The sequence below is a fragment of the Sphingobacterium thalpophilum genome, assembly GCF_038396785.1.
GTDB classification, from domain to species: domain Bacteria; phylum Bacteroidota; class Bacteroidia; order Sphingobacteriales; family Sphingobacteriaceae; genus Sphingobacterium; species Sphingobacterium thalpophilum_A.
In genome coordinates, this window is record NZ_CP151087.1 from 4,742,019 (window position 1) to 4,764,023 (window position 22,005).

The 22,005-nt window shown below is 39.3% G+C and carries 20 protein-coding genes and 1 tRNA gene; 12 read left to right on the forward strand and 9 right to left on the reverse strand.

The genetic code is table 11. From position 1 onward, the window contains the following. The first annotated feature begins 48 nt into the window (after positions 1-48). From AACH28_RS20910 to AACH28_RS20940, 7 genes are all read left to right on the forward strand, one after another. The gene (locus AACH28_RS20910) at positions 49-1,215 is read left to right on the forward strand and encodes a putative sugar nucleotidyl transferase (protein ID WP_341831405.1); all 1,167 of its coding nucleotides are present in this window, start codon (positions 49-51) and stop codon (positions 1,213-1,215) included. A gap of 11 nt (positions 1,216-1,226) precedes the next feature. Further along, complete coding sequence (gene tpiA, locus AACH28_RS20915; protein ID WP_070566100.1) at positions 1,227-1,994, forward strand: triose-phosphate isomerase; 768 nt, start codon at positions 1,227-1,229, stop codon at positions 1,992-1,994. Positions 1,995-2,003: 9 nt separating this feature from the next. Next, a complete protein-coding gene (gene prmA / locus AACH28_RS20920; RefSeq protein ID WP_341831406.1) occupies positions 2,004-2,843 on the forward strand; it encodes a 50S ribosomal protein L11 methyltransferase in 840 nt (279 codons plus the stop codon). A gap of 7 nt (positions 2,844-2,850) precedes the next feature. Further along, a complete protein-coding gene (locus AACH28_RS20925) occupies positions 2,851-4,221 on the forward strand; it encodes a Mur ligase domain-containing protein (RefSeq protein ID WP_046671771.1) in 1,371 nt (456 codons plus the stop codon). Between the two features lie 66 nt (positions 4,222-4,287). Further along, positions 4,288-4,617, forward strand: a complete 330-nt coding sequence (locus AACH28_RS20930) for a helix-turn-helix domain-containing protein (RefSeq protein ID WP_046671770.1) — start codon at positions 4,288-4,290, stop codon at positions 4,615-4,617. 137 nt (positions 4,618-4,754) lie between these two features. Then, the gene (locus AACH28_RS20935; protein ID WP_313187374.1) at positions 4,755-6,527 is read left to right on the forward strand and encodes a peptide MFS transporter; all 1,773 of its coding nucleotides are present in this window, start codon (positions 4,755-4,757) and stop codon (positions 6,525-6,527) included. Positions 6,528-6,581: 54 nt separating this feature from the next. Further along, positions 6,582-8,111: a peptide MFS transporter gene (locus AACH28_RS20940; protein ID WP_075994022.1), complete on the forward strand. Its 1,530-nt coding sequence runs from the start codon at positions 6,582-6,584 to the stop codon at positions 8,109-8,111. 73 nt (positions 8,112-8,184) lie between these two features. On the opposite strand, the gene AACH28_RS20945 is transcribed toward AACH28_RS20940, so the two are convergent. Beyond that, on the reverse strand, positions 8,185-9,177 hold the full coding sequence (locus tag AACH28_RS20945; protein ID WP_317669714.1) for an acyl-ACP desaturase: 993 nt from the start codon (positions 9,175-9,177) through the stop codon (positions 8,185-8,187). 190 nt (positions 9,178-9,367) lie between these two features. On the opposite strand from AACH28_RS20945, the gene AACH28_RS20950 reads away from it, so the two are divergent. Next, complete coding sequence (locus AACH28_RS20950) at positions 9,368-10,591, forward strand: cysteine desulfurase (protein WP_286775381.1); 1,224 nt, start codon at positions 9,368-9,370, stop codon at positions 10,589-10,591. 12 nt (positions 10,592-10,603) lie between these two features. Beyond that, a complete protein-coding gene (locus AACH28_RS20955) occupies positions 10,604-11,023 on the forward strand; it encodes a SufE family protein (RefSeq protein WP_341831407.1) in 420 nt (139 codons plus the stop codon). Positions 11,024-11,100: 77 nt separating this feature from the next. Here AACH28_RS20955 and AACH28_RS20960 read toward each other — a convergent pair whose 3' ends face one another. The 4 genes from AACH28_RS20960 to AACH28_RS20975 all read right to left on the reverse strand — a co-directional run bounded on the left by AACH28_RS20960 (position 11,101) and on the right by AACH28_RS20975 (position 13,856). Further along, a complete protein-coding gene (locus tag AACH28_RS20960; protein ID WP_341831408.1) occupies positions 11,101-11,922 on the reverse strand; it encodes a VOC family protein in 822 nt (273 codons plus the stop codon). Between the two features lie 22 nt (positions 11,923-11,944). Then, positions 11,945-12,874, reverse strand: coding sequence for a DUF1801 domain-containing protein (locus AACH28_RS20965; protein ID WP_341831409.1), 930 nt, complete (start codon positions 12,872-12,874; stop codon positions 11,945-11,947). An 8-nt stretch (positions 12,875-12,882) separates the two neighbouring features. Next, positions 12,883-13,311, reverse strand: a complete 429-nt coding sequence (locus AACH28_RS20970) for a DUF1801 domain-containing protein (protein WP_341831410.1) — start codon at positions 13,309-13,311, stop codon at positions 12,883-12,885. 92 nt (positions 13,312-13,403) lie between these two features. Further along, positions 13,404-13,856 (reverse strand): SRPBCC domain-containing protein, encoded by a 453-nt coding sequence (locus tag AACH28_RS20975; protein ID WP_286770963.1) that lies wholly within the window; start codon positions 13,854-13,856, stop codon positions 13,404-13,406. A gap of 380 nt (positions 13,857-14,236) precedes the next feature. Between AACH28_RS20975 and AACH28_RS20980 the strand changes: the two genes are divergently transcribed. Next, a complete protein-coding gene (locus AACH28_RS20980) occupies positions 14,237-16,135 on the forward strand; it encodes an alpha-L-fucosidase (RefSeq protein WP_286775258.1) in 1,899 nt (632 codons plus the stop codon). Positions 16,136-16,245: 110 nt separating this feature from the next. On the opposite strand, the gene AACH28_RS20985 is transcribed toward AACH28_RS20980, so the two are convergent. From AACH28_RS20985 to AACH28_RS21000, 4 genes are all read right to left on the reverse strand, one after another. After that, complete coding sequence (locus AACH28_RS20985) at positions 16,246-17,229, reverse strand: transposase (RefSeq protein ID WP_286767918.1); 984 nt, start codon at positions 17,227-17,229, stop codon at positions 16,246-16,248. After that, a complete protein-coding gene (locus AACH28_RS20990; protein WP_286767917.1) occupies positions 17,222-17,575 on the reverse strand; it encodes a transposase in 354 nt (117 codons plus the stop codon). Before AACH28_RS20990 ends, AACH28_RS20985 begins: the two co-directional genes overlap by 8 nt. A gap of 136 nt (positions 17,576-17,711) precedes the next feature. After that, positions 17,712-17,784 (reverse strand) — tRNA-Lys (locus AACH28_RS20995). 268 nt (positions 17,785-18,052) lie between these two features. Then, on the reverse strand, positions 18,053-19,006 hold the full coding sequence (locus tag AACH28_RS21000; RefSeq protein WP_046671762.1) for an acetyl-CoA carboxylase carboxyltransferase subunit alpha: 954 nt from the start codon (positions 19,004-19,006) through the stop codon (positions 18,053-18,055). 161 nt (positions 19,007-19,167) lie between these two features. Here AACH28_RS21000 and AACH28_RS21005 point away from each other — a divergent pair, with 161 nt between their 5' ends. Continuing rightward, positions 19,168-21,354 (forward strand): glucoamylase family protein, encoded by a 2,187-nt coding sequence (locus tag AACH28_RS21005; protein ID WP_341831411.1) that lies wholly within the window; start codon positions 19,168-19,170, stop codon positions 21,352-21,354. Positions 21,355-21,451: 97 nt separating this feature from the next. Next, positions 21,452-21,973 carry an OmpA family protein gene (locus AACH28_RS21010; RefSeq protein ID WP_046671760.1) on the forward strand — a complete coding sequence of 174 codons (522 nt, stop codon included), beginning with the start codon at positions 21,452-21,454 and terminating at the stop codon, positions 21,971-21,973. Positions 21,974-22,005: the final 32 nt, after the last annotated feature.

A 22,005-nucleotide genomic window follows, 5' to 3' on the forward strand; every position in this document is an offset into this window, starting at 1 on the left:
GAACTCGATAAATATAATTTGTCGGGTTTTTTTTGTTATTTTTAATTTGTGAAAATCTTCTTTACAGATTGCTTTGATTCGATCCAATTGTTGGATAAGCTTAGCTCCCCATTAACTACTTTTGATAGAAAGAGTCTTTATCCATTTACTTTCGTGAAATCTTGTTTGGACCTTAGGGTTGGTATACTGACTTTACGGGAGAAATGGGCAAAATTAGCTTTAAAATTTGATGTACACTATGTTGCCAACGATGCGGATAAGGAGGGGCTTATATGGGTGTCTGAGAACGTTATTCCGTCAGTAGCCTTATTACAGCTTCTACAGCGCTTGCGTGTAGGAGAGGTCCTTGTACAGGACGGATACGTTTTAGCTTGTTGTTATACACATATAGACTCTTATCGTGTGCAAGAGGTTGATATATCCGTTGATCTATTAAAAGGGATAGAAGATCTGTTTTTGCTCACAGGAACTGAAATAACACATGATTTCAATCATCTGGTACAAAGTGTTCAGTCGTCCAGTATATCTGGAACAAATCAATTGTTGGGTAATGATCTTTATGTAGCTGATCGCGTTAGCATGGAATGTGCTACGCTCAATACCCTACAAGGTCCCATATATATCGATGAAGATGTTACAATTATGGAGGGCGCGCATTTGCGTGGTCCATTATATCTTGGTAAAGGAGCCGTTGTAAAAATGGGCGCTACGATTTATGGGAATGTTTCGGTAGGGAAGCAGAGTGTTATTGGGGGAGAGATCGGGAATTCGGTCATTGGTGATTTTTCGGCCAAGGGGCATCATGGTTATCTAGGGTGCTCGGTAATAGGAGATTGGTGTAATTTAGGAGCTGGTACCTCTAATTCCAATTTGAAGAATAACTTAAAGACTGTTTCAATTTACGATTATGCATTAGATAGTGTTCGGGATACAGGTCTTTTAAAATGCGGTGCCTTTATTGGAGACTATACTCGCCTTGGCATCAATTCGGCTTTAAATACAGGAACAGTAATTGGAATTGCAAGCATGCTAGCAGATACAAGTTTTTATGCTAAATTTGTACCGTCATTTGCTTGGGTGTTTGACGGAGGTGCTCAGACTTATGAATTTGATAAGTTTATGGCATATCTGGAGACGCTGTATGCATCAAAAGGGGAAGAGCTCACGGAGCAGATTAAAGATAAATTGAATCAACTTAACAAAAAATATAATTAAATCGTAAAATCATGCGTAAAAAAATCGTAGCTGGTAATTGGAAAATGAATTTAGACTATCAATCAGGATTGAGCTTGTTTTCTGAAATTATCAATATGGCCAAAGATGAAGTGATTGGAAACCAGGAATTGGTTGTTTGTAGTCCATTTATTCATTTGTCAAGTCTTGGGCAACTGTCTAAAAATGTCGCGAATGTAAATATTGGTGCTCAGAATATTCACCAAGCGGAGTCGGGTGCTTATACAGGTGAGATTTCGGCTTCACAAGTAAAATCAGTAGGTGCTTCACATGTTATTTTAGGTCACTCTGAAAGACGTGCTTATTTTGGTGAAACTGATGCATTGTTGGCATCTAAAGTGGATATTGCATTAAAGCATGATTTAACCCCAATATTCTGTATTGGAGAAACAAGAGAGGAACGCGAATCTGGAGCTTTCTTTGATGTGATCAAAACACAATTGACAGATGGATTGTTCCACTTGTCTAAAGAAGCTTTTGCAGCTGTGGTGTTGGCATATGAACCAGTTTGGGCAATTGGTACTGGCTTGACAGCTAGCCCTGAGCAAGCACAGGAGGTTCATAAATTTATTCGTGAGGTGTTAGCTGATCAATATGGTCAGGAGATTGCTGATAATACAAGTATTCTATATGGAGGGTCTTGTAATCCAGGTAATGCAAAAGATTTGTTTGCTCAAGCCGACATCGATGGTGGTTTGATTGGAGGTGCTTCTTTAAAATCGAGAGATTTTATTGATATCGCTAAAGTATTTAACGGCTAATTTTTAGAAATGAAATACGTAGAGGTTATCTTTCAAATGCGATCAGGTGAAGAATGGCAGAAGGATTTGTTGATATCTGATTTGGCTGATATTGGCTTTGATACTTTTGAGGATACCGAATCTGGATTTGCAGCTTATATTTCAGCTGCAAATCTTGACTTGCAAGCATTAGAAACACTGATGCTTCAACCTTATGAAGGCCTGGAGGTCGATTATAAGATACAGGAAATAGAAAATCAGAATTGGAATAAATTGTGGGAAAGCAATTTCAACCCAATAGAGGTAGGAGGGCAATGCTATGTGCGTGCAACTTTTCATGAGGCCAAACCTGAGTTTCCCTATGAAATCATTATAGATCCGAAGATGTCTTTTGGAACAGGCCATCATCAAACAACTTCGATGATGCTTCAGTATATTTTGGAGAATGATTTTATGGGCAAGCAGGTTTTGGACATGGGCTGCGGTACAGGGATACTGGCCATTTTGGCATCAAAAAAAGGCGCGAATGCTGTATTGGCTGTGGATTATGATGAGATATGTGTTGAAAGTGTAATCGAAAATAGGGCACTCAATCATGTTGAGCATATCGAAGCGCTCTGTGGATCTTACGAAGTTTTGGCCGGTCGGGTCTTTGATGTGATTTTGGCAAATATTAACCGTAACATTCTTTTAGAACAATTACCTCAGTATGCCCTGAGCATTCGTACAAGGGGTGAGCTGTACCTAAGTGGTTTCTATGAGCAGGAAGATTTAGCAATCTTAAGCGATGCGGCGACCACATTGGGTTTTGAGTTTATCTCCAATAAAGTTTTAAATAATTGGTGTGCAGCCAAGTTTGTGAAGCGATAATTTAGCTATGCGGATTCATTTTATAGCAATAGGTGGTAGTGTGATGCATAACCTTGCTATTTCATTGGCAAAACAAGGGCATCAAGTGACCGGTTCTGACGATCAGATCGTAGAGCCCTCCCGTTCTCATTTGATTGAAGCAGGATTGCTTCCTAATCAATTGGGGTGGTTTGAAGAAAAAGTGACGGAGGATATTGATGCTGTGATCTTGGGCGCTCATGCCCAGGCAGATAATCCTGAATTAAAGCGGGCCCAGGAATTAGGTCTTAAAATTTATTCTTTTCCAGAATTTATACAAGAGCTTTCGCAGGATAAAATCCGGGTGGTTATCGCTGGAAGTTACGGTAAGACAACCATAACGAGCATGGTGATGCACGTTATGCGATTTCTAGGAAAAGAATTTGACTATTTGGTAGGGGCTCAATTAAGAGGCTTTGATAAGTTGGTCGATATTACTAAGCATAATAAGATTATTATTATCGAAGGAGATGAATATGTTTCATCCAAGATTGATCCGAAGTCAAAGTTTTTGTATTATAAACCGAATATAGCCTTAATTTCGGGTATTGTATGGAATGAGTTTAACTCGAAAATATCACAAGAGGAATATATTAAACAATTTGAAGATTTTATTGACTCAATTCCGCCTAAAGGTACCTTAATTTATAATAAGGAAGATGTTGTTTTACAGAAGGTTCTTCAAGATACGAAAGATTGTAAGATCAATAGACATGGCTATAAGATTCCAGATTATACAATTAATAAGGGGGTAACCTATATTAATACACCGGATGGAGATGTTCCTTTGCAAGTGTTTGGCAAGCACAACCTATCTAATATTGCTGGGGCCTATACGATCTGCGAATGGTTGGGGATCAAAAAAAAGGAGTTCTTTGAGGCTATAAAAAGTTTTAATACTTCGATTCGTTATTTGGAATTTGTTGCAAGCTCGGAAGGATCGGTGGTTTATCAGGATTATGCCTGTAATGCGGATAAAGTGAAGTCAAGTATTCACGCCGTGAAAGAGCAATTTCCTAATCAGAAATTGGTCACAATTATCGAATTAAACTCGTATGATAGTTTAGATTCTTCCTTTTTGTTACAATATGCAAACTCGATGAAAGAGTCGGATGTATCTGTGGTCTACGTGAATATAAATTCTTGTAAAGAACTTAATAAAGATATCGAAAGTGTCCCAAATAATATTAAAGATAATTTTAATAATCCTGATTTAGAGGTTGTTGTAAGTTTAGACGGACTCTATTCATTTTTAGATGGTGTCAAATCAAAGGGCTACAATTTACTTCTTATGAGTTTAAATAATTATAATGGGGTTAATTTGTCCGTGCTGGCTGATCGGTTTTTTAGAGATTTTTAGAGAAAAAATTATAATTTAATGTAAATTAAATTGTAATTTATTATTTTTGTTTAAAATATCTACCAGATGAATGCATTAGGAAAAAAAATCAGATTACTTAGACACCAAAAGGGGTGGAGTCAAGAGGATGTTGCAAAACGATTGGATATCTCAATCCCAGCATTTTCTAAAATTGAAACAGGGATTACAGATGTGAATTTGTCTCGCCTGAATCAAATCTCAAAATTATTCAATTTGACAGTTGTTCAACTTTTATCTACCTCTGATTCTGAAGAAGACAAAGAGTATGTAAATGAGGTGAATGCTTTGACGCAAAAATTACAACAACGCGATAGCGAAGTAATTGAATTGCAGAAAAAGGTTATTGATCTTTATGAGCAATTGCACAAAAGATAAGGCATATTAAAATTGTTACCGAAAAGGCAATCCAAAGGGTTGCCTTTTTTTGTTTATGCAACTTTATTTTGGTCAAAAGTGATTTTGTTTTTGTTTCTTTGTAAGTATTTTATCAAAAAAATAAAGGTTGATTATTTATGGGGAGATTAAACGGGGATATTACGACTAGCCCGTCGACTGATTTTTTTAAGTCAAATGTATTGGGACAGCGTTCAGGGCTTTTTGTCCTTTTCTTTACTGAAATGTGGGAACGTTTTTCGTTCTACGGGATGCGTGTACTCTTAATGCAGTTTTTAACTGCTGCAGTTATTCAAGGTAGTCCTTTCTCTGGATGGTCCTGGACTGCACAACAAGCTGGAGCACTTTATGGGACCTATGCCATGATGCTCTATTTAACTCCTATTATAGGAGGGATTATAGCGGATAAATATATTGGATCACGTAAAGCTGTGATCATCGGTTCGGCGATTATGACGCTTGGCCATGCTGCCATGGCCTTTGATACTTCGATTATGTTTTTCCTTGGTTTAGTGTGTCTAGTTATCGGAACGGGTTTCTTCAAGCCTAACATGCCATCTATCTTAGGTGAGATGTATAAAGATCTGCCAGAAAAAAAAGACGGCGCTTATACCATATTTTATATGGGGGTCAATGCCGGTGCTTTCTTTGGTATGATGCTATGTGGATATATTGCCGAAACTTATGGCTGGCATTGGGGATTCGGTTTGGCTGGTATCTTTATGCTTTTGGGAACACTGCAGTTTGTTTTCGCAAAACCACTCATGGGAAATCTTGGTGTTTTAAATAAGTCCACCTCTGGGGAGCATAAAGTTATCGCTGAGGATACGGATACAAGAAATCCATTTACCATACGGGATTATGTATTGATCGCGATCGTTTCTATTATTGGTTTTGTATACGCTTTTAATGACCCCTTGTCTAAAAATGGGATTCGTGATGTGTTTGCTGCGTTGGATACGCCGTTTCTAAGAGGGCAGTATATAATGGTCATTGTGGCGTTGATTCTCTTTATTTATCTTGTTGTTACTCGGATATTGCGTTACGACAAAGTGGTGCGGGATCGGATGTTCGCAGTTGTGCTGTTGGCTTTTTTCTTGGTCTTCTTTTTTATGAGCTTTGAGCAGGGAGCAACTTCATTAGTTCTTGTGGCTAGAGATAATATTGATAGATCACTTACTGGTGCTGCATTGACGACCTTTAATGTGGTAAATGGTTTATTGACGATTGTACCGCTTTCAATTATCTCTTGGGTTCTGATTAAATTGGCAAAAGTAACCTGGAACAAAATTGCCATTTCAAATATCGTATTGTTTATCTGTTTTGGGTTGATTTGGGGAGCAGTAATCTGGATGTTGTACAATGAGTTCAATAAAGAAGCATCAGAAATCAAAGTTTCTTGGTTCTCTATTCTAAACTCATTTTTTATCATTGCACTTGCCTCTTCGGTATCCAAAATTTGGGAGTCGAAGTATAATCCATCGGCGGCCTTTAAATATGGTTTTGGACTGATCTTGGTTGCGATAGGATTTTTGATTATTGGATTAGGATCAATAGGAATAAGTCAGGGGGCTAAAATCTCTATGGTATTTTTGGTGCTGACCTATTTGTTCCATACATTGGGTGAATTATTTATTTCACCGGTAGGCCTCTCTTACGTATCGAAATTGGTGCCTGCGCGCATGCTTGCATTTATGTTTGGCATCTGGTACTTGGCAATCGCTATTGCGCAGAAACTTGCTGCAGCATTGGGGGGACAAGTGGAGACCATTCAAGAGGAACACTCCTTGAGTTACTTCTTCTTTTTATTTACAGCAATTCCTGCCTTAGCAGGCCTGTTAGTAATGCTGTTTAATCCATTGATTAAACGATTGATGCACGGAATTAAATAACAAATATATAAGCTTCTTTTACGAAAGAAGCTTTTTTGATTAATATAAATTAGTATGGAGGTTAGTACAAGGGAATCGCTAGAAGAGATTCAAAATTTTGACGGAAAGTACCCAAAGCAAATCTGGAGTTTGTTTTTTTCCGAGATGTGGGAAAGGTTCTGTTTCTATGGTATGCGCGGTATGTTGGTGTTCTTTATGATCACACAATTAAACTTTGCTGAAAAGGATGCCAATTTACAATATGGAGCGACACAGGCATTTGTTTATGCGTTTACATTTATAGGTGGGCTGTTTGCAGACAAAATTCTTGGTTTTAGAAAGTCTTTATTCTGGGGTGGCTTATTGATGATCGTAGGGAGCTTATTTCTTGCAGCAGATCCGCATAAGTATTTCTTTTTTGGTTTATCATTTATCATTATAGGTACCGGTTTTTTTAAACCCAACATATCGACGATGGTAGGCGAGCTGTATAAAAAAGGTGATGTTCGTCGTGATGGTGGTTTTTCATTGTTTTATGCGGGAATAAATTTAGGTGCATTCTTAGGCGGATATATCTGTGTTGCGATCGGTAAAGGATATATGCTGACGTCAATTATTTCTGAGGGACATCGTTGGAATGTTGCTTTTGGCTTGGCGGCGGTAGGAATGTTGGTTAGTTTAGTGAATTTTCATTTCACTAAAAGACATTTGGGGCCAATTGGACTTCAGCCGGGTAACCCTGATGCGATTGTAAAAACAAAGGCACTTCCAAAATGGGTAGAATATGCTGTATATATTGCCACGTTGATTTTTATCCCTATCATTCAGATCATGGTGTCAAAAACGCAGTATACAGACTATTTTATGTACACAATTGGCCCATTGACGCTGTTGTATCTTTTCTATGAAATGTCTAAAGTGACTGCTGAAGAGCGGAAGAAATTAATTGCTGCCTTGGTGTTTATTCTTTTCTCGATTATCTTTTGGGGAATATATGAGCAAAGTGGCGGTTCCTTAAGCATCTTTGCTGCTAAGCATTTGAATGATTCCTTATTGGGCGTTATGACGCTCGATCCAAATGGTGTTAACAATTCAGGTGGAGCGTTATTTATTATTGCATTAGCACCTCTTTTTGGCCTTTTTTGGATTTGGCTGGGCAAGCGTAAACTTGAGCCAAATACCATTATTAAGTTTGGTCTTGGTTTTGTTTTCTTGGGATTAGGTTATTATGTTCTATTTGCTACGCGTTTATTCGCTCACGATGGTATGACCTCATTGGATGTCTTTACCCTTGCGCTGCTTGTGATTACCGTTGGGGAGCTTTGTCTATCACCAATTGGTCTTTCCATTATGACGAAATTGTCTCCAGCAAGATTACAAGGTATCATGATGGGCATGTGGTTCTTGGCAAGTGCTTACGGTCAATACGTAGCAGGCTTGATTGGTGCTAGTATGGCTGAAGCTAAGGAAGGAAGTTCATTGGCGGATAAACTGGTGACTTATACGGAGAGTTATAAACAATTGGGCTTATATTCTTTGATTGCTGGTGTGGTGCTTATAGCCTTATCTCCTGTTGTACGTAAATTGATGGGGAATGTAAAGTAAAGTGCGCAACTTTGAAACATTAAAGTTATTGATATAAAAAAAAGCTTGATTATTAAATCAAGCTTTTTTTATATTAATAAATCCATTTGAATTTATAATCTTTTTCTGGAACCTTCATCCGATCAGCCAGTCTAGCCAAACGATCGGGTAGTTTTAGTAGATAATCTCTCGCTTTCTCGCCTTTATCATTCAGCCCTGTGACTTGATCTATTTGCCATTCGTTGTTTAGGTCTTTCAATATATCAACATAGTCTAAGGCAGTATATACACCCAGTCGTTGAGCTGCATCAGAGAAATGTGCAAAAGCTTCTCCTTGAGGTTCGCCTGCTTCTCTTAAAAATTGTGCTGGCATAACGATTTTTTTGCGCATCATATCCTCAAATGCAATCATGACTTCACTCGGGTCTACTGTGATTGCCTTTGAAATAAAAGACATATAGGCTTTGGCATGGCGTGCTTCATCAGATGCGATGACACCACACATTTTTGCCAAAAGTTTATCACCGCTTTTTTTAGAAAGCCCAGATACACGGCGGTGGGAAACGTTGGTTGCCAATTCCTGAAATGAAGTATAAATAAAATTCCGGTAAGGGTCTGCACCAGTACCGATATCAAAACCGTCTTGAATAAGATATTGCGTAGACATTTCAAATTGACGCATGTCTATTCTGCCTGACAAATAAAGGTATTTGTTCAACAGGTCACCGTGGCGGTTTTCTTCAGCCGTCCAAGCGCGTACCCATTTCATCCATCCACCCTGTTCGTTTTTGTCAACATCTTCTACCATGGTCAACCATGATTCGTACGTTGGAAGGGCCTCTTCGGTAATGGTGTCTCCAACTAATACTGCGACCAAATCATAAGAGAGTTCTTTTGCACTTTCCTGCAACTCTTTTACTTCCTCAAAAAAAGTGTCCCTAGAAGAATCTGGAAGAAAATCGGCAGGTTGCCACATGTCTTCAACAGGCTTCAGGTATTCGCTCATCTCATTGAGCATGAACGGTTCCAAATAGGCCATCACTTCTTTACGTGAGCCTTCTGGTAAATTTAGAGGTAATTCTTGCATATCATTACAAAGGTAACTAAATAGCATCAATAAATTATAAAAGCGAACTATAATTGTTTAAAATGCCAAAAATTACTTTTTTGGCTGAGGATACCTTGAAAAACCGATATTGATAATGACATAAAAAACAGATTGGCCAGCCTGTATTCGATAAAATACTATTAACTTTGTATAAATTATTTAGACGACGTTGGAAAAATTTAATATAGATAAAATACGTGCCGATTTTCCGATTCTGAAGAGAGAGGTCAATGGTAAACCATTGGTTTATTTGGATAACGGCGCGACAACACAGAAGCCGAGTTCTGTCATCAATTCTATTGTACATTATTATACAGATATGAATAGTAATGTGCATCGGGGCGTACATTATCTTAGTCAGATATCGACGGACGCTTTTGAGGTGACTCGAAAAAAAGTTCAGGCTTTCATCAATGCTGCTGAAGATAAGGAAATCATTATCACCAAAGGAACAACAGATGGAATAAATCTGATTGCAACTTGTTATGGCAGAGCTTTTATCCACGAAGGTGATGAGATTATTATCTCAGCGATGGAACACCATTCTAATATTGTGCCTTGGCAGATGCTTTGTGATGAAAAGGGCTGTAAAATTCGGGTCATTCCGATGAATGATAAAGGTGAGCTTGATATGGATGCCTACAGCAATTTGTTTAATGAGAAAACCAAATTAGTTGCTGTAACCTATGTTTCAAACTCCCTTGGGACAATCAATCCTGTGCGTGAGATGATTTCAATTGCTCATGGACATGGTGCTGTTGTTTTAGTCGATGCTGCGCAGGCTGTTCAACATATACAGATTGATGTTCAAAAGCTGGATGTAGATTTTCTGGTATTTTCCGGACATAAAATGTACGGTCCTACAGGTGTAGGAGTGTTATATGGCAAAGAGGAGCTATTGAACGCGATGCCACCTTATCAAGGTGGTGGAGATATGATTAAAGAGGTTACTTTTGAAAAAACGACCTATAATGAATTGCCTTTTAAATTTGAGGCGGGTACGCCTAATATTGAAGCCGGTATCTGTTTGAACGAGGCCATCGATTATATCAATTCAATAGGTCTGGAAAATATCGAGGCCTACGAACATGATTTGTTGCAATACGCTACGGAGAAGTTGGCTGAAATTCCGGGCATGCGGTTTATTGGAACGGCCGAGCAGAAATGTTCCGTTATTTCATTTGTAATTGATGGCACGCATCCTTACGACGTTGGTGTGATCTTGGATAAATTGGGGATCGCTGTACGTACAGGCCATCATTGTGCCCAACCTGTCATGGATAGGTTCGGTATTCCGGGAACTATTCGTGCTTCTTTAGCCGTATATAATACAAAAGAGGAAATAGATATTTTGGTCGCCGGTATCCAACGCGCGGTCAATATGTTGGTTTAATAAAAAATAGGTATGACCATTAATGAAATACAGGATGAATTAATTGAGGATTTTGCTTTCTTTACGGATTGGATGGAAAAATATGAGTACATCATCCAGCTGGGAAAAGAAGTGCCTCTAATTGATGAACAATACAAAACAGATGAATATATCATCAAAGGATGTCAGTCCAAAGTATGGCTTTTTCCGGAAATAAAGGATGGAAAAGTGTATTTTACGGCAGATAGCGATGCAATTATCACAAAAGGCTTGGTGAGTTTAATGGTCAAAGTACTATCTGGACATACCGCCAAGGAGATTGTTGATGCCGGTTTATATTTTGTGGATAAAATAGGGCTGAAAGAACATTTGTCACCAACTCGGGCAAATGGCTTGCTATCCATGATTAAGCAAATGAAATTATACGCTCTGGCGTTGCAAGTGAAAGCATAAAAAGGGGATTATTCATCCCCTTTTTTCTTAATACTATTTTAAAAGCTGTTCCCCTCAGCTTGAGATTTATTTTGAAATTATCCAATGAGTTCCTGAATAATGATCTTTTTCATTCTCATGAGCGCTTCATTTGCCCCTGGTCGCTTTAGTAATGTTGCAATTTGTTCGGGTACGATCTGCCAGCTTACACCGAATTCGTCTTTGCACCAGCCACACATGCTCTCTTTGCCTTTCTTCGTGATCGTATTCCAGAAATAATCAATTTCCTGCTGATCTTTACATAGAATAGTGAGTGAAATGCCTTCGTTAAAAGTGAAATTTTGTGGAACTCCGCTATCCATTGCCATGAGTGTAAAATCCCGGACTAAAAATTGGGTATGTTGGATTGATCCGGTATATTCACCTTCTGTGTATTTCATGATCCCATTGCTTCGAAAATCATGAAATAATTCTGCATAAAATGCTAGTGCTTGTTCGCAATTTCCTTGTTGCTCTCCGCAATACATTAGCGTAGGTACAATTGCCTGTTGGTTGGTATCGCTCAGTTTACCGAGGTATAATTGCCAATTTACGCCAAACTTGTCGGCCAGCCAGCCGTAGTGCGGGCTCCAAGGGTAGGAGTTTAAAGGCATTAAGGTGTTGCCTTCCACAGCAAGTGAATTCCAGATACGATCAATTTCCTCTTTGCTTTCGCAAATGACCATAAATGATATGGATGGGTTGGGTTTGAATATAGGACCTCCATTTATTCCAATAAATTTCACACCGCTTAGGACAGCTTCAACAACGATGGGAGAGTTGTTGCTAATATGGCTTCCAGGGAAGGTACCAGCGTAAAGATCAAAGGCTTCCTTCGCGTTTTGATCGAACCAAATGGATGGGATAATTGAATTATTCATCTTTTTTTGTTTTAGCGTTCACCTATTTGTATTTGTCGTTCAGGCCTTTTTTAGCGAGGACCAACGGTTTAATTTTTTCAATACGGGATTGTTTCGTTTTTTCTTGCTTGGCCTCATCGATGTACTCGATGTATTCTTTCTGTTTTCCTGGTGTTAAAGCCTGGAAACTTTCTGCGAAGGTCGTATCCGTCTGCAGTGCTTCAAATAATAGACCAGCAGGGGCCTTCATTGGAGATTTAGTTGGCTTGAGCTCTTTTCCCTCGTCAATGGTTTGGATGAATTCTTGGATATATGCGGCTATTTTTTCGGCATTCATATCCTTAACGTCTTCAAAGCGCCATTGTCGTAATGCTTTCGTTTTTCCTTCGGAGGCACTGATGAGATGTTTATCGCGATCGGTTAAGAATACACCATTATAAAACCAGAGGGAGAAGAAATTTTTAAAGCCGCCCCAACCAATAACATTTTTTCCTTTATGCGTATAGATATAGCTCCCCCATTTGAATTCCTTTTTCAAGGAAGTTTGCTGGATGATCTCATGCATGAGTTCTTCAGCCTCCTGCCAGTTCCCTCGGCTTTGGTACCAATTAGGGCCTTGTTTGTCTTTAAGTTTATCAATATTAAAATTGACAATATCGGTAATTAATTGTGTTGGAATCGGTTGATCCAAAGGAATTTGTATTGCCCCTTTTGTGGTTTTAAAATTTTTGAGTTCTGTAATGAAGTGCTCGATAGCAGCAGGTCCTGGATATAGGCCCAAATGGTTTTTGTTCATCGCAAAATGGATGATATTACCCTTGTATCTGAAAGTAGGCATTTGATAGGAGATCGTTTCATCTGCATCGGGAGGGACTAGGCCAGCGATAAGCTGTCTCACCTTGATCAGATATTCTTTTTTCTCCCCGTCAAATTGATTGATATATTCGTCTATTGTTGCGATGCTCGTTGTCATAATTTGTGCTATTCTTTGATTCTCGTATACTTATTTTCAATAAACTGTATCGTTTCGGACATAAGCTGATGGAGTATTTCTATGTTGATGTCGCTTAATTTCTTGATGTATATGCAGGCTTTGCTTATTTTAAATTTCCCGAGCCGATCGACTAAATGTCGATGTTCATCGGCACCGGTAAATACATAAAGGGAGATTGCTGATTTTCGGGGGCTAAATGCGATCAAAGGAGCATAGCCTTCGTGCCCACTTATATAGGTATAATGATAGTTTCCAAATCCGATGATCGTTGGTCCGTACATTTTAGCCGGCTCACCCGTTGTGGTTTCCATTAATTGTATCAGTGTTGCACTATCGATTTGTTTTTGTGGGTCGTCAACTGTTTTTATAAAGTCTTGGACAGATGCTTCGGTATATGCCGTTTTATTTTTTGCCATGTATAGTTGATGTATTTGACGGATATTCGGATAATCTCAATTGAATATATTATATTTGAAGTAATTCGATGAGCAGCTATTTTTAGAGAGAACTATTTTTGGAACATAAAATCGAAAGCCCCAGTTCTCAGATTGATACCATATTCTAGATACGCTTTCATGCAAGCTAAAAAGTTGGCCCAACCCTCTGTTTGTCGCATCATCATTAAAATTCCATCTGCATCGTTGTTCATCTCGTGTTCTGTAATCTTTATGACGGTCGCGTTTTCTCCGAATGTGGATAGTGCGATTTCTACCAGTTGATTGGGAAGTCCCCCGCTCCAGTCGAAAGAGATATATGAATTGGGCCTGATGGTTTTTCCTGTCACGGGAAAACTGTCGGGAAATTCTGGAAATGTCCATTCTACCGTTTTATCTGTCTCTAGACGTCCAGTCGAAGATTTTATAAAATAATGATTCATTTTATTGGGATCTACAATAGCCTCAAAAACTTCGTTGATCGGTTTCTGAATTTGGATACTGGCTTTGGCGGTTAGTTTTTCCATATTAATTTAAAGTTTTAGACAAATATTCAATAAATACAGATAGCTTGTATCTGATTACATTAAAAATATTGAAAAGATCTTTTCGTGACCATGGACCAATCTATTGTCCAAATCACTGTTTATTATTTTAAGATGTATAGACTATATAAACACCTTATTGAAGAATAGGTTTTCATTTTGGGGACCTGGATCAATATTTCCCCTAAAAGGAACGAATTGTACACTTGTAAAATGTAGTTTTAGCGTATTTTTGACTATAGTTAAAATTGATCCTGCATTCCTTCCATTAGGTCTCAAGGAACGATAATCCAATAAATTTAGAAAAGGTATCCGTCTGAAATCTTTCAGGTGGTATTTGCTGTCTTCATAAAACCAACGTTATGTTTAAAATCAAGTGTTTTTTTCTTTTTATGGTTTCTTCGGGCGTTTTTTTTTCGAGCGCACAGACTAAAAATGTAAATGAAGGCAATGAGGCTCCAAATATGTTTAATGATGCGACAACACGTGATAAAAATGCGATTGTTGAAGCAGAAACCGGTTGGTGGAAACGTGCCGCATTAACTCGTGAACAACGCTTGGAGAAATGGAAGGCCGCCTCATTTGGTATGTTTGTTCATTGGGGCGTTTATTCCCAATATGGAAATATTTGGAAAGGGAAGGCGGGCGGGGGCTATGCGGAGCATCTGATGCGTGTGATGAAAATCCCACGTAGTGAGTATCTTGACTCAGCACGTCGATTTAATCCCCTAAAGTTTAATGCGGAGGAATGGGTATTGTTGGCAAAAAATGCAGGGATGAAATATTTTATTATTACGGCTAAGCACCATGATGGCTTTGCGATGTATCCTTCTGCATTTTCAAGTGACTACTCATTGTCAAGCACGGCATTCAAAAGGGACCCGTTGGCGGAATTAGCAGCTGCCTGCCATAGGCATGGACTCTTGTTTGGCTTCTATTATTCGCATGCTTTTGACTGGGAGCATCCGGATGCTCCCGGTAATGACTGGGATTACCGTAATCCCGGCGGGGATAAATTGTTGGGTGGCACAAATTGGTTTGACAAACATCCTGAATGGTTGACAAAGGCTCGGCATTACGTAGATCAAAAGGCGATTCCTCAGATTGAGGAACTTATTCAGCGCTATCATCCGGATTTGTTATGGTTTGACACACCGCATAAGTTGCCGCTGTCTGAAAACCTGCGAATTTTAAAGGCTATTCGAACAGCTGATCCGAATATTATTGTCAATGGTCGATTGGCACGTACCGAGGAAAAGAATTACGGCGATTACCTGAATACGGCAGATCGACCTGAGGAATATTATCCAGTTGCTTCTGGCGCTAATTGGGAGGCCATACCAACTACCAATGAATCCTATGGTTATTCGTCGACTGATAAGAGCCATAAACCGACAGCGCATTTTATCAAACTCTTGGCGAAGGCTAAGGCCATGGGTGGGAATATTCTAATGAATATTGGACCCAAGGGCGACGGAAGCATCGACAGCGCTGATGTCGCTATTTTAAAGGGATTAGGTCGGTGGATGCGGGGGAATAGTGAAAGTGTCATTGATGTTGCACCATCTCGCTTGCCTCGTCAGCCTTGGGGAGTCATTACTCAGCGTAAAAATACCCTGTATTTACACGTGTTTGAGCGCCCTCAACGGAATGATCTGATTGTCGGCGGATTGATTGCTCAGGTTAATTCGGTTTCGTTATTGTCGGGAGAAACTATCGGAAAATATAGGTCCGACAAAGATGGACTGCATATTCCTATAGATCAAATTGCTTCTGAGGATGATGACCTGGTCGTAGTGGTGCAATTGAAGGATAGCATAGCTAATCCAATAAATCCTACTTTAATGTATGTGGATCATCATGTCAATAAAAATCGGCTACTGACCTTTTATGCAAAACAGATCGGGAATCCGATGAAGTTTGGGGACGGTAAAAAGAATCGCTATTATGTGACGGGTTGGACTAGGTTAAGTCAAGGGTTAAGATGGGATACCCATGTGTTAAATGGCGGACGCTTCAAGGTGGCTATACGGTATGTGAAAGATGTTGTAGGTACAGGAGGGAACCTGGGCTTGAATTTAGGGGGGAAGAATATTGCTTTTACAATAGATCCGTCTTCTTCCGTTGGTTTGCGTGAACATCAGCTTGAATTGGGTACGGTGACATTGCCAAAGGGCAAGCAAGTGATTGAATTACGTGCCCATACTATAGCGGGAGCAGAAATGGTGAAATTTTTGGAAGTCATATTGCTTCCGGAATAATATTTCACAGAACAAGCTTGTGTGTTATGACTGGTCCATCCTTGTGCCTCCTTGGATCAAACCCTACCGACACTTCCGGATCATACCGAAAGTTTGGGGGGTAATCATTTTTAAGCATACAATTTCATCACTCTGTACAGGAAGAATGTTGTATCCCTTACTCCACGGAAGACGCTCCTGAAAGCTTTGAGTTTTGCATTGAAGGACTCTGCGGATGCATTGGTGCTTCTATTGTCGAAGTAGTGGAGAATGTATTGATGATGTGCTGCAATGGATCTTGCGACACTCTCGAATGAAGCAATACCCGCGTTCTCAACCTGGTTGTGCCACAGTCCTAACTTTGTGAAAGCAACTTTTTTATCCCTGCATTTATTGAAGATGTCACCTAAGGCAACTCCAAGATCATAAGCCTGTTTTAGCTTGGGAAACCTGATGAACAGCAGTTCTGCACGGCGTTTTTGGCTTTCCGACCATCGACTTGGATGCTTGAACAGGAGGTGTCTCGACCTAGCTAATAGCTGTTTGAGCGTATCACCATTAGGCAACAACTCGGGGTCATATGGGATACCCCGTTTTCGCGATTCCATTATTTTTTTGCTTTCTGCATCTAAGACTTCCCATCGGTATTTGATACGGAGTTCCTGAACAGCATCATAAGCAAGTTTTTGTACATGAAACCGATCGATAACCCTTCTGGCATTTCTGAAACACCTACGGATAGCCTTTGCCATATTGGGGGCCATATCCATCGTTACTTCCCTAACTTTGTTCCTTAGTTTAAGTGGAATGCGCTCTAATACAGCAATAATATCTTCCGCCTTTGTCCCTCTTATGGTAGCCAATATGGTTCCCTTCCTGCCCTTTGCTGATTTACTGCTTACGATCGTGTAAAGTTCACCGTTGCTAAAGCTGGTCTCATCGATGCTCAGGTGTTCCGATATGTTATCAGGAAAAAGGGTCCATTGCTCTGCGTGTGGCTTTTGGTCCCAGTCCTGGAAGTCACTGAGATGGTTCTTGTATTGATCCTGTAGTTGCTTACCGTCCATTTGGAAGAACAGACCTACCAATTGGGCGCTTACAGGATGATTATCCAAATATCTTCTTTAAAAAAAGCCCGAATTCCGTAGTCATTCGAGCACCCTCACGCACCAGATTCCAATCTCTTGTGATGATCTCTCCGGTATCCAGGACCGTCCAGCGACGACGGCGGATATGTAGCGTAACTTTCTGGCCTCGAATGGGAAAGTCTGAAATCTCAGTGGAAGGCATGAAGCCCTTTGACTCCAACTTGCTGTTCTGATAGCCTGTCGGAGCAATATTAAGCTCATCTAAATAAATGTGGAGCTGATTGTCAACCTGATCGACTTCTAAAATCTGAAAGTATTCCAATAGCCCTTCGGGCATCAATAGGGACAGTAATTTACGTTCGGCTTCTTGCAAGGGATATCTGTATTAAGGATGCTAAACTAAGAAATTTTTGACATTCCCCCCAAGAATTCAGCTTGATCCACACTTCCTTCAAATCCTGATATTCCTAAACAAAAAAAGCTAATCTTACGATTAGCTTTTCTTTCTGTGATCCCGCTGGGATTCGAACCCAGGACCCATACATTAAAAGTGTATTGCTCTACCAGCTGAGCTACGGAATCCTTTCTGTTTTTGAAAGTGATGCAAAGGTAGAAAAATAAGTTATTTGTGCAAAATGTTTTTATCTTTTTTGTTGACAAAAATTGTAACTATTTAAAAATTACTGAATTATTTCTTGTTTAAAAGGCCTTTTAAACACTTGGGGATAGGAAGGATTAGTATAGCGGAGGTTTTTTGGAGCAAGGAAGCGTATTTTTAAGCTAGAATGGTCATAAAAAAAGTCAGCTAATTGCTGACTTTTTTTATGCTGTAGGGGTTGTATGGATAACATTATTCAGTTACCACACCCATTTTGCTAAACTTATCAATTCTTTCAGTAACTAATGTATCGCTATCTTTAGCCGTCAATTCGGCAAGATCTTTCAACAACTGGCTTTTTAGATTAGCCGCTGCTGCCGCAGGATCCTGGTGAGCACCACCTAGCGGTTCAGGGATAATACCATCAATCAATCCGTTGCCCAACATGTCTTCTGAAGTCAATTTTAATGCCTCAGCGGCTTTTTCTTTGTGATCCCAGCTTCTCCATAGGATGGAAGAACAAGATTCAGGTGATATGACCGAATACCAGGTATGTTCCATCATGTAAACTCTATTTCCAACACCAATACCCAAAGCTCCACCTGAAGCTCCTTCACCAATAACAACGCAGATGATCGGAACTTTCAAGACAGCCATTTCCATGAGGTTGCGCGCAATCGCTTCACCCTGTCCGCGTTCCTCAGCTTCAAGTCCTGGATAAGCACCCATCGTATCAATTAGAGTGATCACAGGTTTATTGAACTTTTCCGCCATTTTCATTAAACGTAATGCCTTTCGGTAGCCTTCAGGATTGGCCATTCCAAAATTGTGATATTGACGCTCTTTGGTGTTTTTACCTTTTTGATGACCGATGATCATAACGGCATTACCATCAATAGAAGCCATACCACCGACGATCGCTTTATCATCCTTAACGGTTCTATCACCATGCAACTCGATAAATTCGTCGCAGATAGCTTCTATATAATCATAAGTCTGAGGGCGATCCGGATGGCGCGACATTTGAACGTTCTGCCAGCCTGTTAAATTGCCGTATATTTCTTTTTCAGTAGAAGCAAGCTTTTCTTCAAGCTCACGAACGGTTGCGCTCATGTCAACTTGAGTTTTTTCGGCAACTTGAGTTACCTTTTCAATTTGCAATTGCAAGTCTGCAATTGGCTTTTCAAAATCAAACGTGGTTTTCATATATCTATTTTATGAAAATATTCAGAGGGCTAATTTAGCGCATTTTTTCTGAAATTAAAATTAGGGAGGATAATATCATTGGAATTCCTTTGTTACATTTGCGTTATAATCGTACTGGTTGGCTTAGTTTTTGATTGTAGGCCTGTGAAAAATGTTGACTTATGCTGAAAAAATATTTTTACTTTCTTTTATTACTGATCTTACCTACACTTGTTCGGTCAGAAAGTTATCCTGAGGTTTTATTTGACAATAGTGTAATCAACGGGAGTTATGCGAAGAGTATCGCTCATTATACCGGTGAATCATGGATCCAAAATGTGAGCTATAGCCTTCCGGTTTCCGATAGTTTGTTTTTTACGCCAGGCAATTCGCTTTCTTTGCGGTACGTTTCTTCTCCTAATGGTAAGTGGGAGGCAAGTATTTTAAACGACAAACAGAAATTTCCCTATTTAATTGCCAAGGATGATCATCTAACTTTTAAGCTCTTTGTTCAAAGCAATACTGAAAAGGGACAATTGCCAAAAGTTACCTTACAACAAAACGACACGAAGACAAATGCTGTGGATATCGCAAATTATATCGATGATTTTGCTTATGATACCTGGCTTAATGTGTCCATTCCAGTCAATAAATTTGGAGGAATTTCACTAGGGAAGTCTGTTTCGGCTTTAATTCTGGAACAAAACGGAACTGCCCTGCAGACAAATCAATTATTTATCGATCAAATTGAGTTTTTGCCCAAAAACTATCCAAAGGTAAGACTTTCATCAGCAGCTATCTTATCGAAGATCAGTTCCGTAGATAAACAAGTTGAGCTGGTTTGGCAATTGCCGCTGACACCAAGTATCCGCTATGTGAAAATCTACCGTTCGGAAGATAAACTCAATTTTCAGCCGATAGCAATTTTACCCATCTATGTACAGAAGTCGCTGGATAGGGTTAATGAATATAATAAATCTTATTATTACAAAATCGCTTGGGTAGATTATAATTATGTTGAATCTCCATTTTCTGAGGTTAGGGAGGTACAAACAAAAAAGGGGACGGATAAAGAGATGTTGAATTTTATCCGAAATGCTCATGTGAATTATTTTATAGACAACTATGATGTGAATAGTGGTATGTTTCTACCTGACCGAGGTAATAGACAAGCTATTGTATCAACAAATGAAACCGGCTATGCGATCTTGGGTTTGCTTGTGGCAGGAGAGAACAATTTGATCTCGCGACAAGCTCTTTTGGTCAGGTTAACACGGATTGTGAAATTTTTGAGCAGTGCACAACAACATCAAGGGGTCTTTACAGCGCTTTACGATGGCCGCTCAGGGGTACCTTATTATCGCGATTCAGTTCCAACGTACGATTTGCGCGGTACCTCCCATATTATGGAATCGCTTTTGATCGCCCGACAATATTTTTCTAAAGAGGATCCTGAGGAACAGGCCTTGAGGAATACTATTACGAAGCTCTGGGAGCGCATAAACTGGAACTATTTTACGGATGCACAGCATCCTGATGTACTTTGGAATAAGTGGTCTCCAGTAGACAGTACAGCTAGATCGAGGCCTTTGGGGGGATTTAACGAGAGTCTGGGGACCTACTTGCTGGCGATGTCTTCACCTACCCATCCTTTAGCGATTTCAGCTTATATCAATGGATTTGCAACCAAACATAAAGGTCACGAATTGTATTTTGGGGATGACACCAATGATTTGGCTCCTGAACTCAAAATGAAATTAGATGATTCTTTAGCGCGTTCAATAAGTGCAAACCCTTTAATTGGCGATGCTGGAAATGCTGGTGTTTCGATCTACTCCGACGATAAAGTTATTTTCGCCAAGAATATTGCCGGCGGTAGTTTAAATGAATCGTTGATGTCCGTTTATCGTCCCTTTTTGATTATGGATCCGAAAGGAAAAGTGGATGACTTTGTCGATTACAAGAAATATTTGTCGAATTATATTTTGGCCTATAAACGTAGAGATAATGAAATGAGCATAGGGACACGATTTACAGATATTTGGGGCGTGGAAAATGTGGAAGACACGTATCAGGGATATTTGGTGAATCCTGCGGTAGCTATTGCAGCGTACCCATTTGAAAAGGAGATCGGTCTAAAAGCATTACGTAAGTTTTACGAAGAATACGCCGATGTGTTATTTACGCAATATGGTTTCAGAAGCTGGATTGATATTAAAAACAACGATGTTTCTGAAAGCTATCGTGCGAGGAATCAGGCAACGATTGCCGTAATGATCGAGAATGCAAATTCAGGCATGATCTGGAAATTGTATGAGAATATTCCTGAGGTAAAAAAGACTTTAGAAAAAGTATATACCAAGAAATAGATTTGTTACGTTAGTTATGGCGTAGAAGGGATGTCATATTGGACTTTTTTCGCTATATTTACTTGCTTAAATCGATATTAAATACGTTAGAAACGACATGCTTAGAAAAATTAATTTGGGGATTTTAACCTTATGTGCAAGTTTATCGTTATTTTCCTGTAAACAACAAGCTATTGTAGTCAATCCGGGTGCTGTTGTAACAAAAGATGGAACTGATGATGGTTTGAAAAATGTGAAGAAGGATTTTAATGATGCGAAAAGAACTGATGAAGGGATTAAGTTTAGTATATCGTCTGATTTATTGTTTCCAACAAACTCTTCTTATCTATCTGAGAAGGCAAAAACTGAAGTTAGTAAATTGGCGTTGATCTTGAAAGAAAGTAATAATAAGATCAAAGTTGATGGGTATACTGATGCTACGGGTACTGTTGAGTATAATCAGTGGCTTTCCGATAAAAGAGCAGCGTCTGTTAAGAAGTTCTTAGTAGATTCAGGTGTTGCTGAATCACGCATCACGGCAAAAGGTTTCGGTCAGTCAAATCCAGTTGGCGATAATAAAACTCCGGAAGGACGCCAAAAAAATAGAAGAGTGGAAGTTACTATTTTAGATAAAAAATAGTTTATCAGACCAATTCTTAATATAAAAAAGCG

Bases quoted from the DNA above. Each gene is read 5' to 3' on its own strand.
- tpiA (WP_070566100.1), top strand. From the start codon at position 1,227: ATGCGTAAAAAAATCGTAGCTGGTAATTGGAAAATGAATTTAGACTAT.
- AACH28_RS20930 (WP_046671770.1), top strand. From the start codon at position 4,288: ATGAATGCATTAGGAAAAAAAATCAGATTACTTAGACACCAAAAGGGG.
- AACH28_RS20970 (WP_341831410.1), bottom strand. From the start codon at position 13,311: ATGGCAAAAAATAAAACGGCATATACCGAAGCATCTGTCCAAGACTTT.
- AACH28_RS20975 (WP_286770963.1), bottom strand. From the start codon at position 13,856: ATGGAAAAACTAACCGCCAAAGCCAGTATCCAAATTCAGAAACCGATC.
- prmA (WP_341831406.1), top strand. From the start codon at position 2,004: ATGAAATACGTAGAGGTTATCTTTCAAATGCGATCAGGTGAAGAATGG.
- AACH28_RS21010 (WP_046671760.1), top strand. From the start codon at position 21,452: ATGCTTAGAAAAATTAATTTGGGGATTTTAACCTTATGTGCAAGTTTA.
- AACH28_RS20945 (WP_317669714.1), bottom strand. From the start codon at position 9,177: ATGCAAGAATTACCTCTAAATTTACCAGAAGGCTCACGTAAAGAAGTG.
- AACH28_RS21005 (WP_341831411.1), top strand. From the start codon at position 19,168: ATGCTGAAAAAATATTTTTACTTTCTTTTATTACTGATCTTACCTACA.
- AACH28_RS20980 (WP_286775258.1), top strand. From the start codon at position 14,237: ATGTTTAAAATCAAGTGTTTTTTTCTTTTTATGGTTTCTTCGGGCGTT.
- AACH28_RS21000 (WP_046671762.1), bottom strand. From the start codon at position 19,006: ATGAAAACCACGTTTGATTTTGAAAAGCCAATTGCAGACTTGCAATTG.
- AACH28_RS20965 (WP_341831409.1), bottom strand. From the start codon at position 12,874: ATGACAACGAGCATCGCAACAATAGACGAATATATCAATCAATTTGAC.
- AACH28_RS20940 (WP_075994022.1), top strand. From the start codon at position 6,582: ATGGAGGTTAGTACAAGGGAATCGCTAGAAGAGATTCAAAATTTTGAC.
- AACH28_RS20925 (WP_046671771.1), top strand. From the start codon at position 2,851: ATGCGGATTCATTTTATAGCAATAGGTGGTAGTGTGATGCATAACCTT.
- AACH28_RS20955 (WP_341831407.1), top strand. From the start codon at position 10,604: ATGACCATTAATGAAATACAGGATGAATTAATTGAGGATTTTGCTTTC.
- AACH28_RS20935 (WP_313187374.1), top strand. From the start codon at position 4,755: ATGGGGAGATTAAACGGGGATATTACGACTAGCCCGTCGACTGATTTT.
- AACH28_RS20960 (WP_341831408.1), bottom strand. From the start codon at position 11,922: ATGAATAATTCAATTATCCCATCCATTTGGTTCGATCAAAACGCGAAG.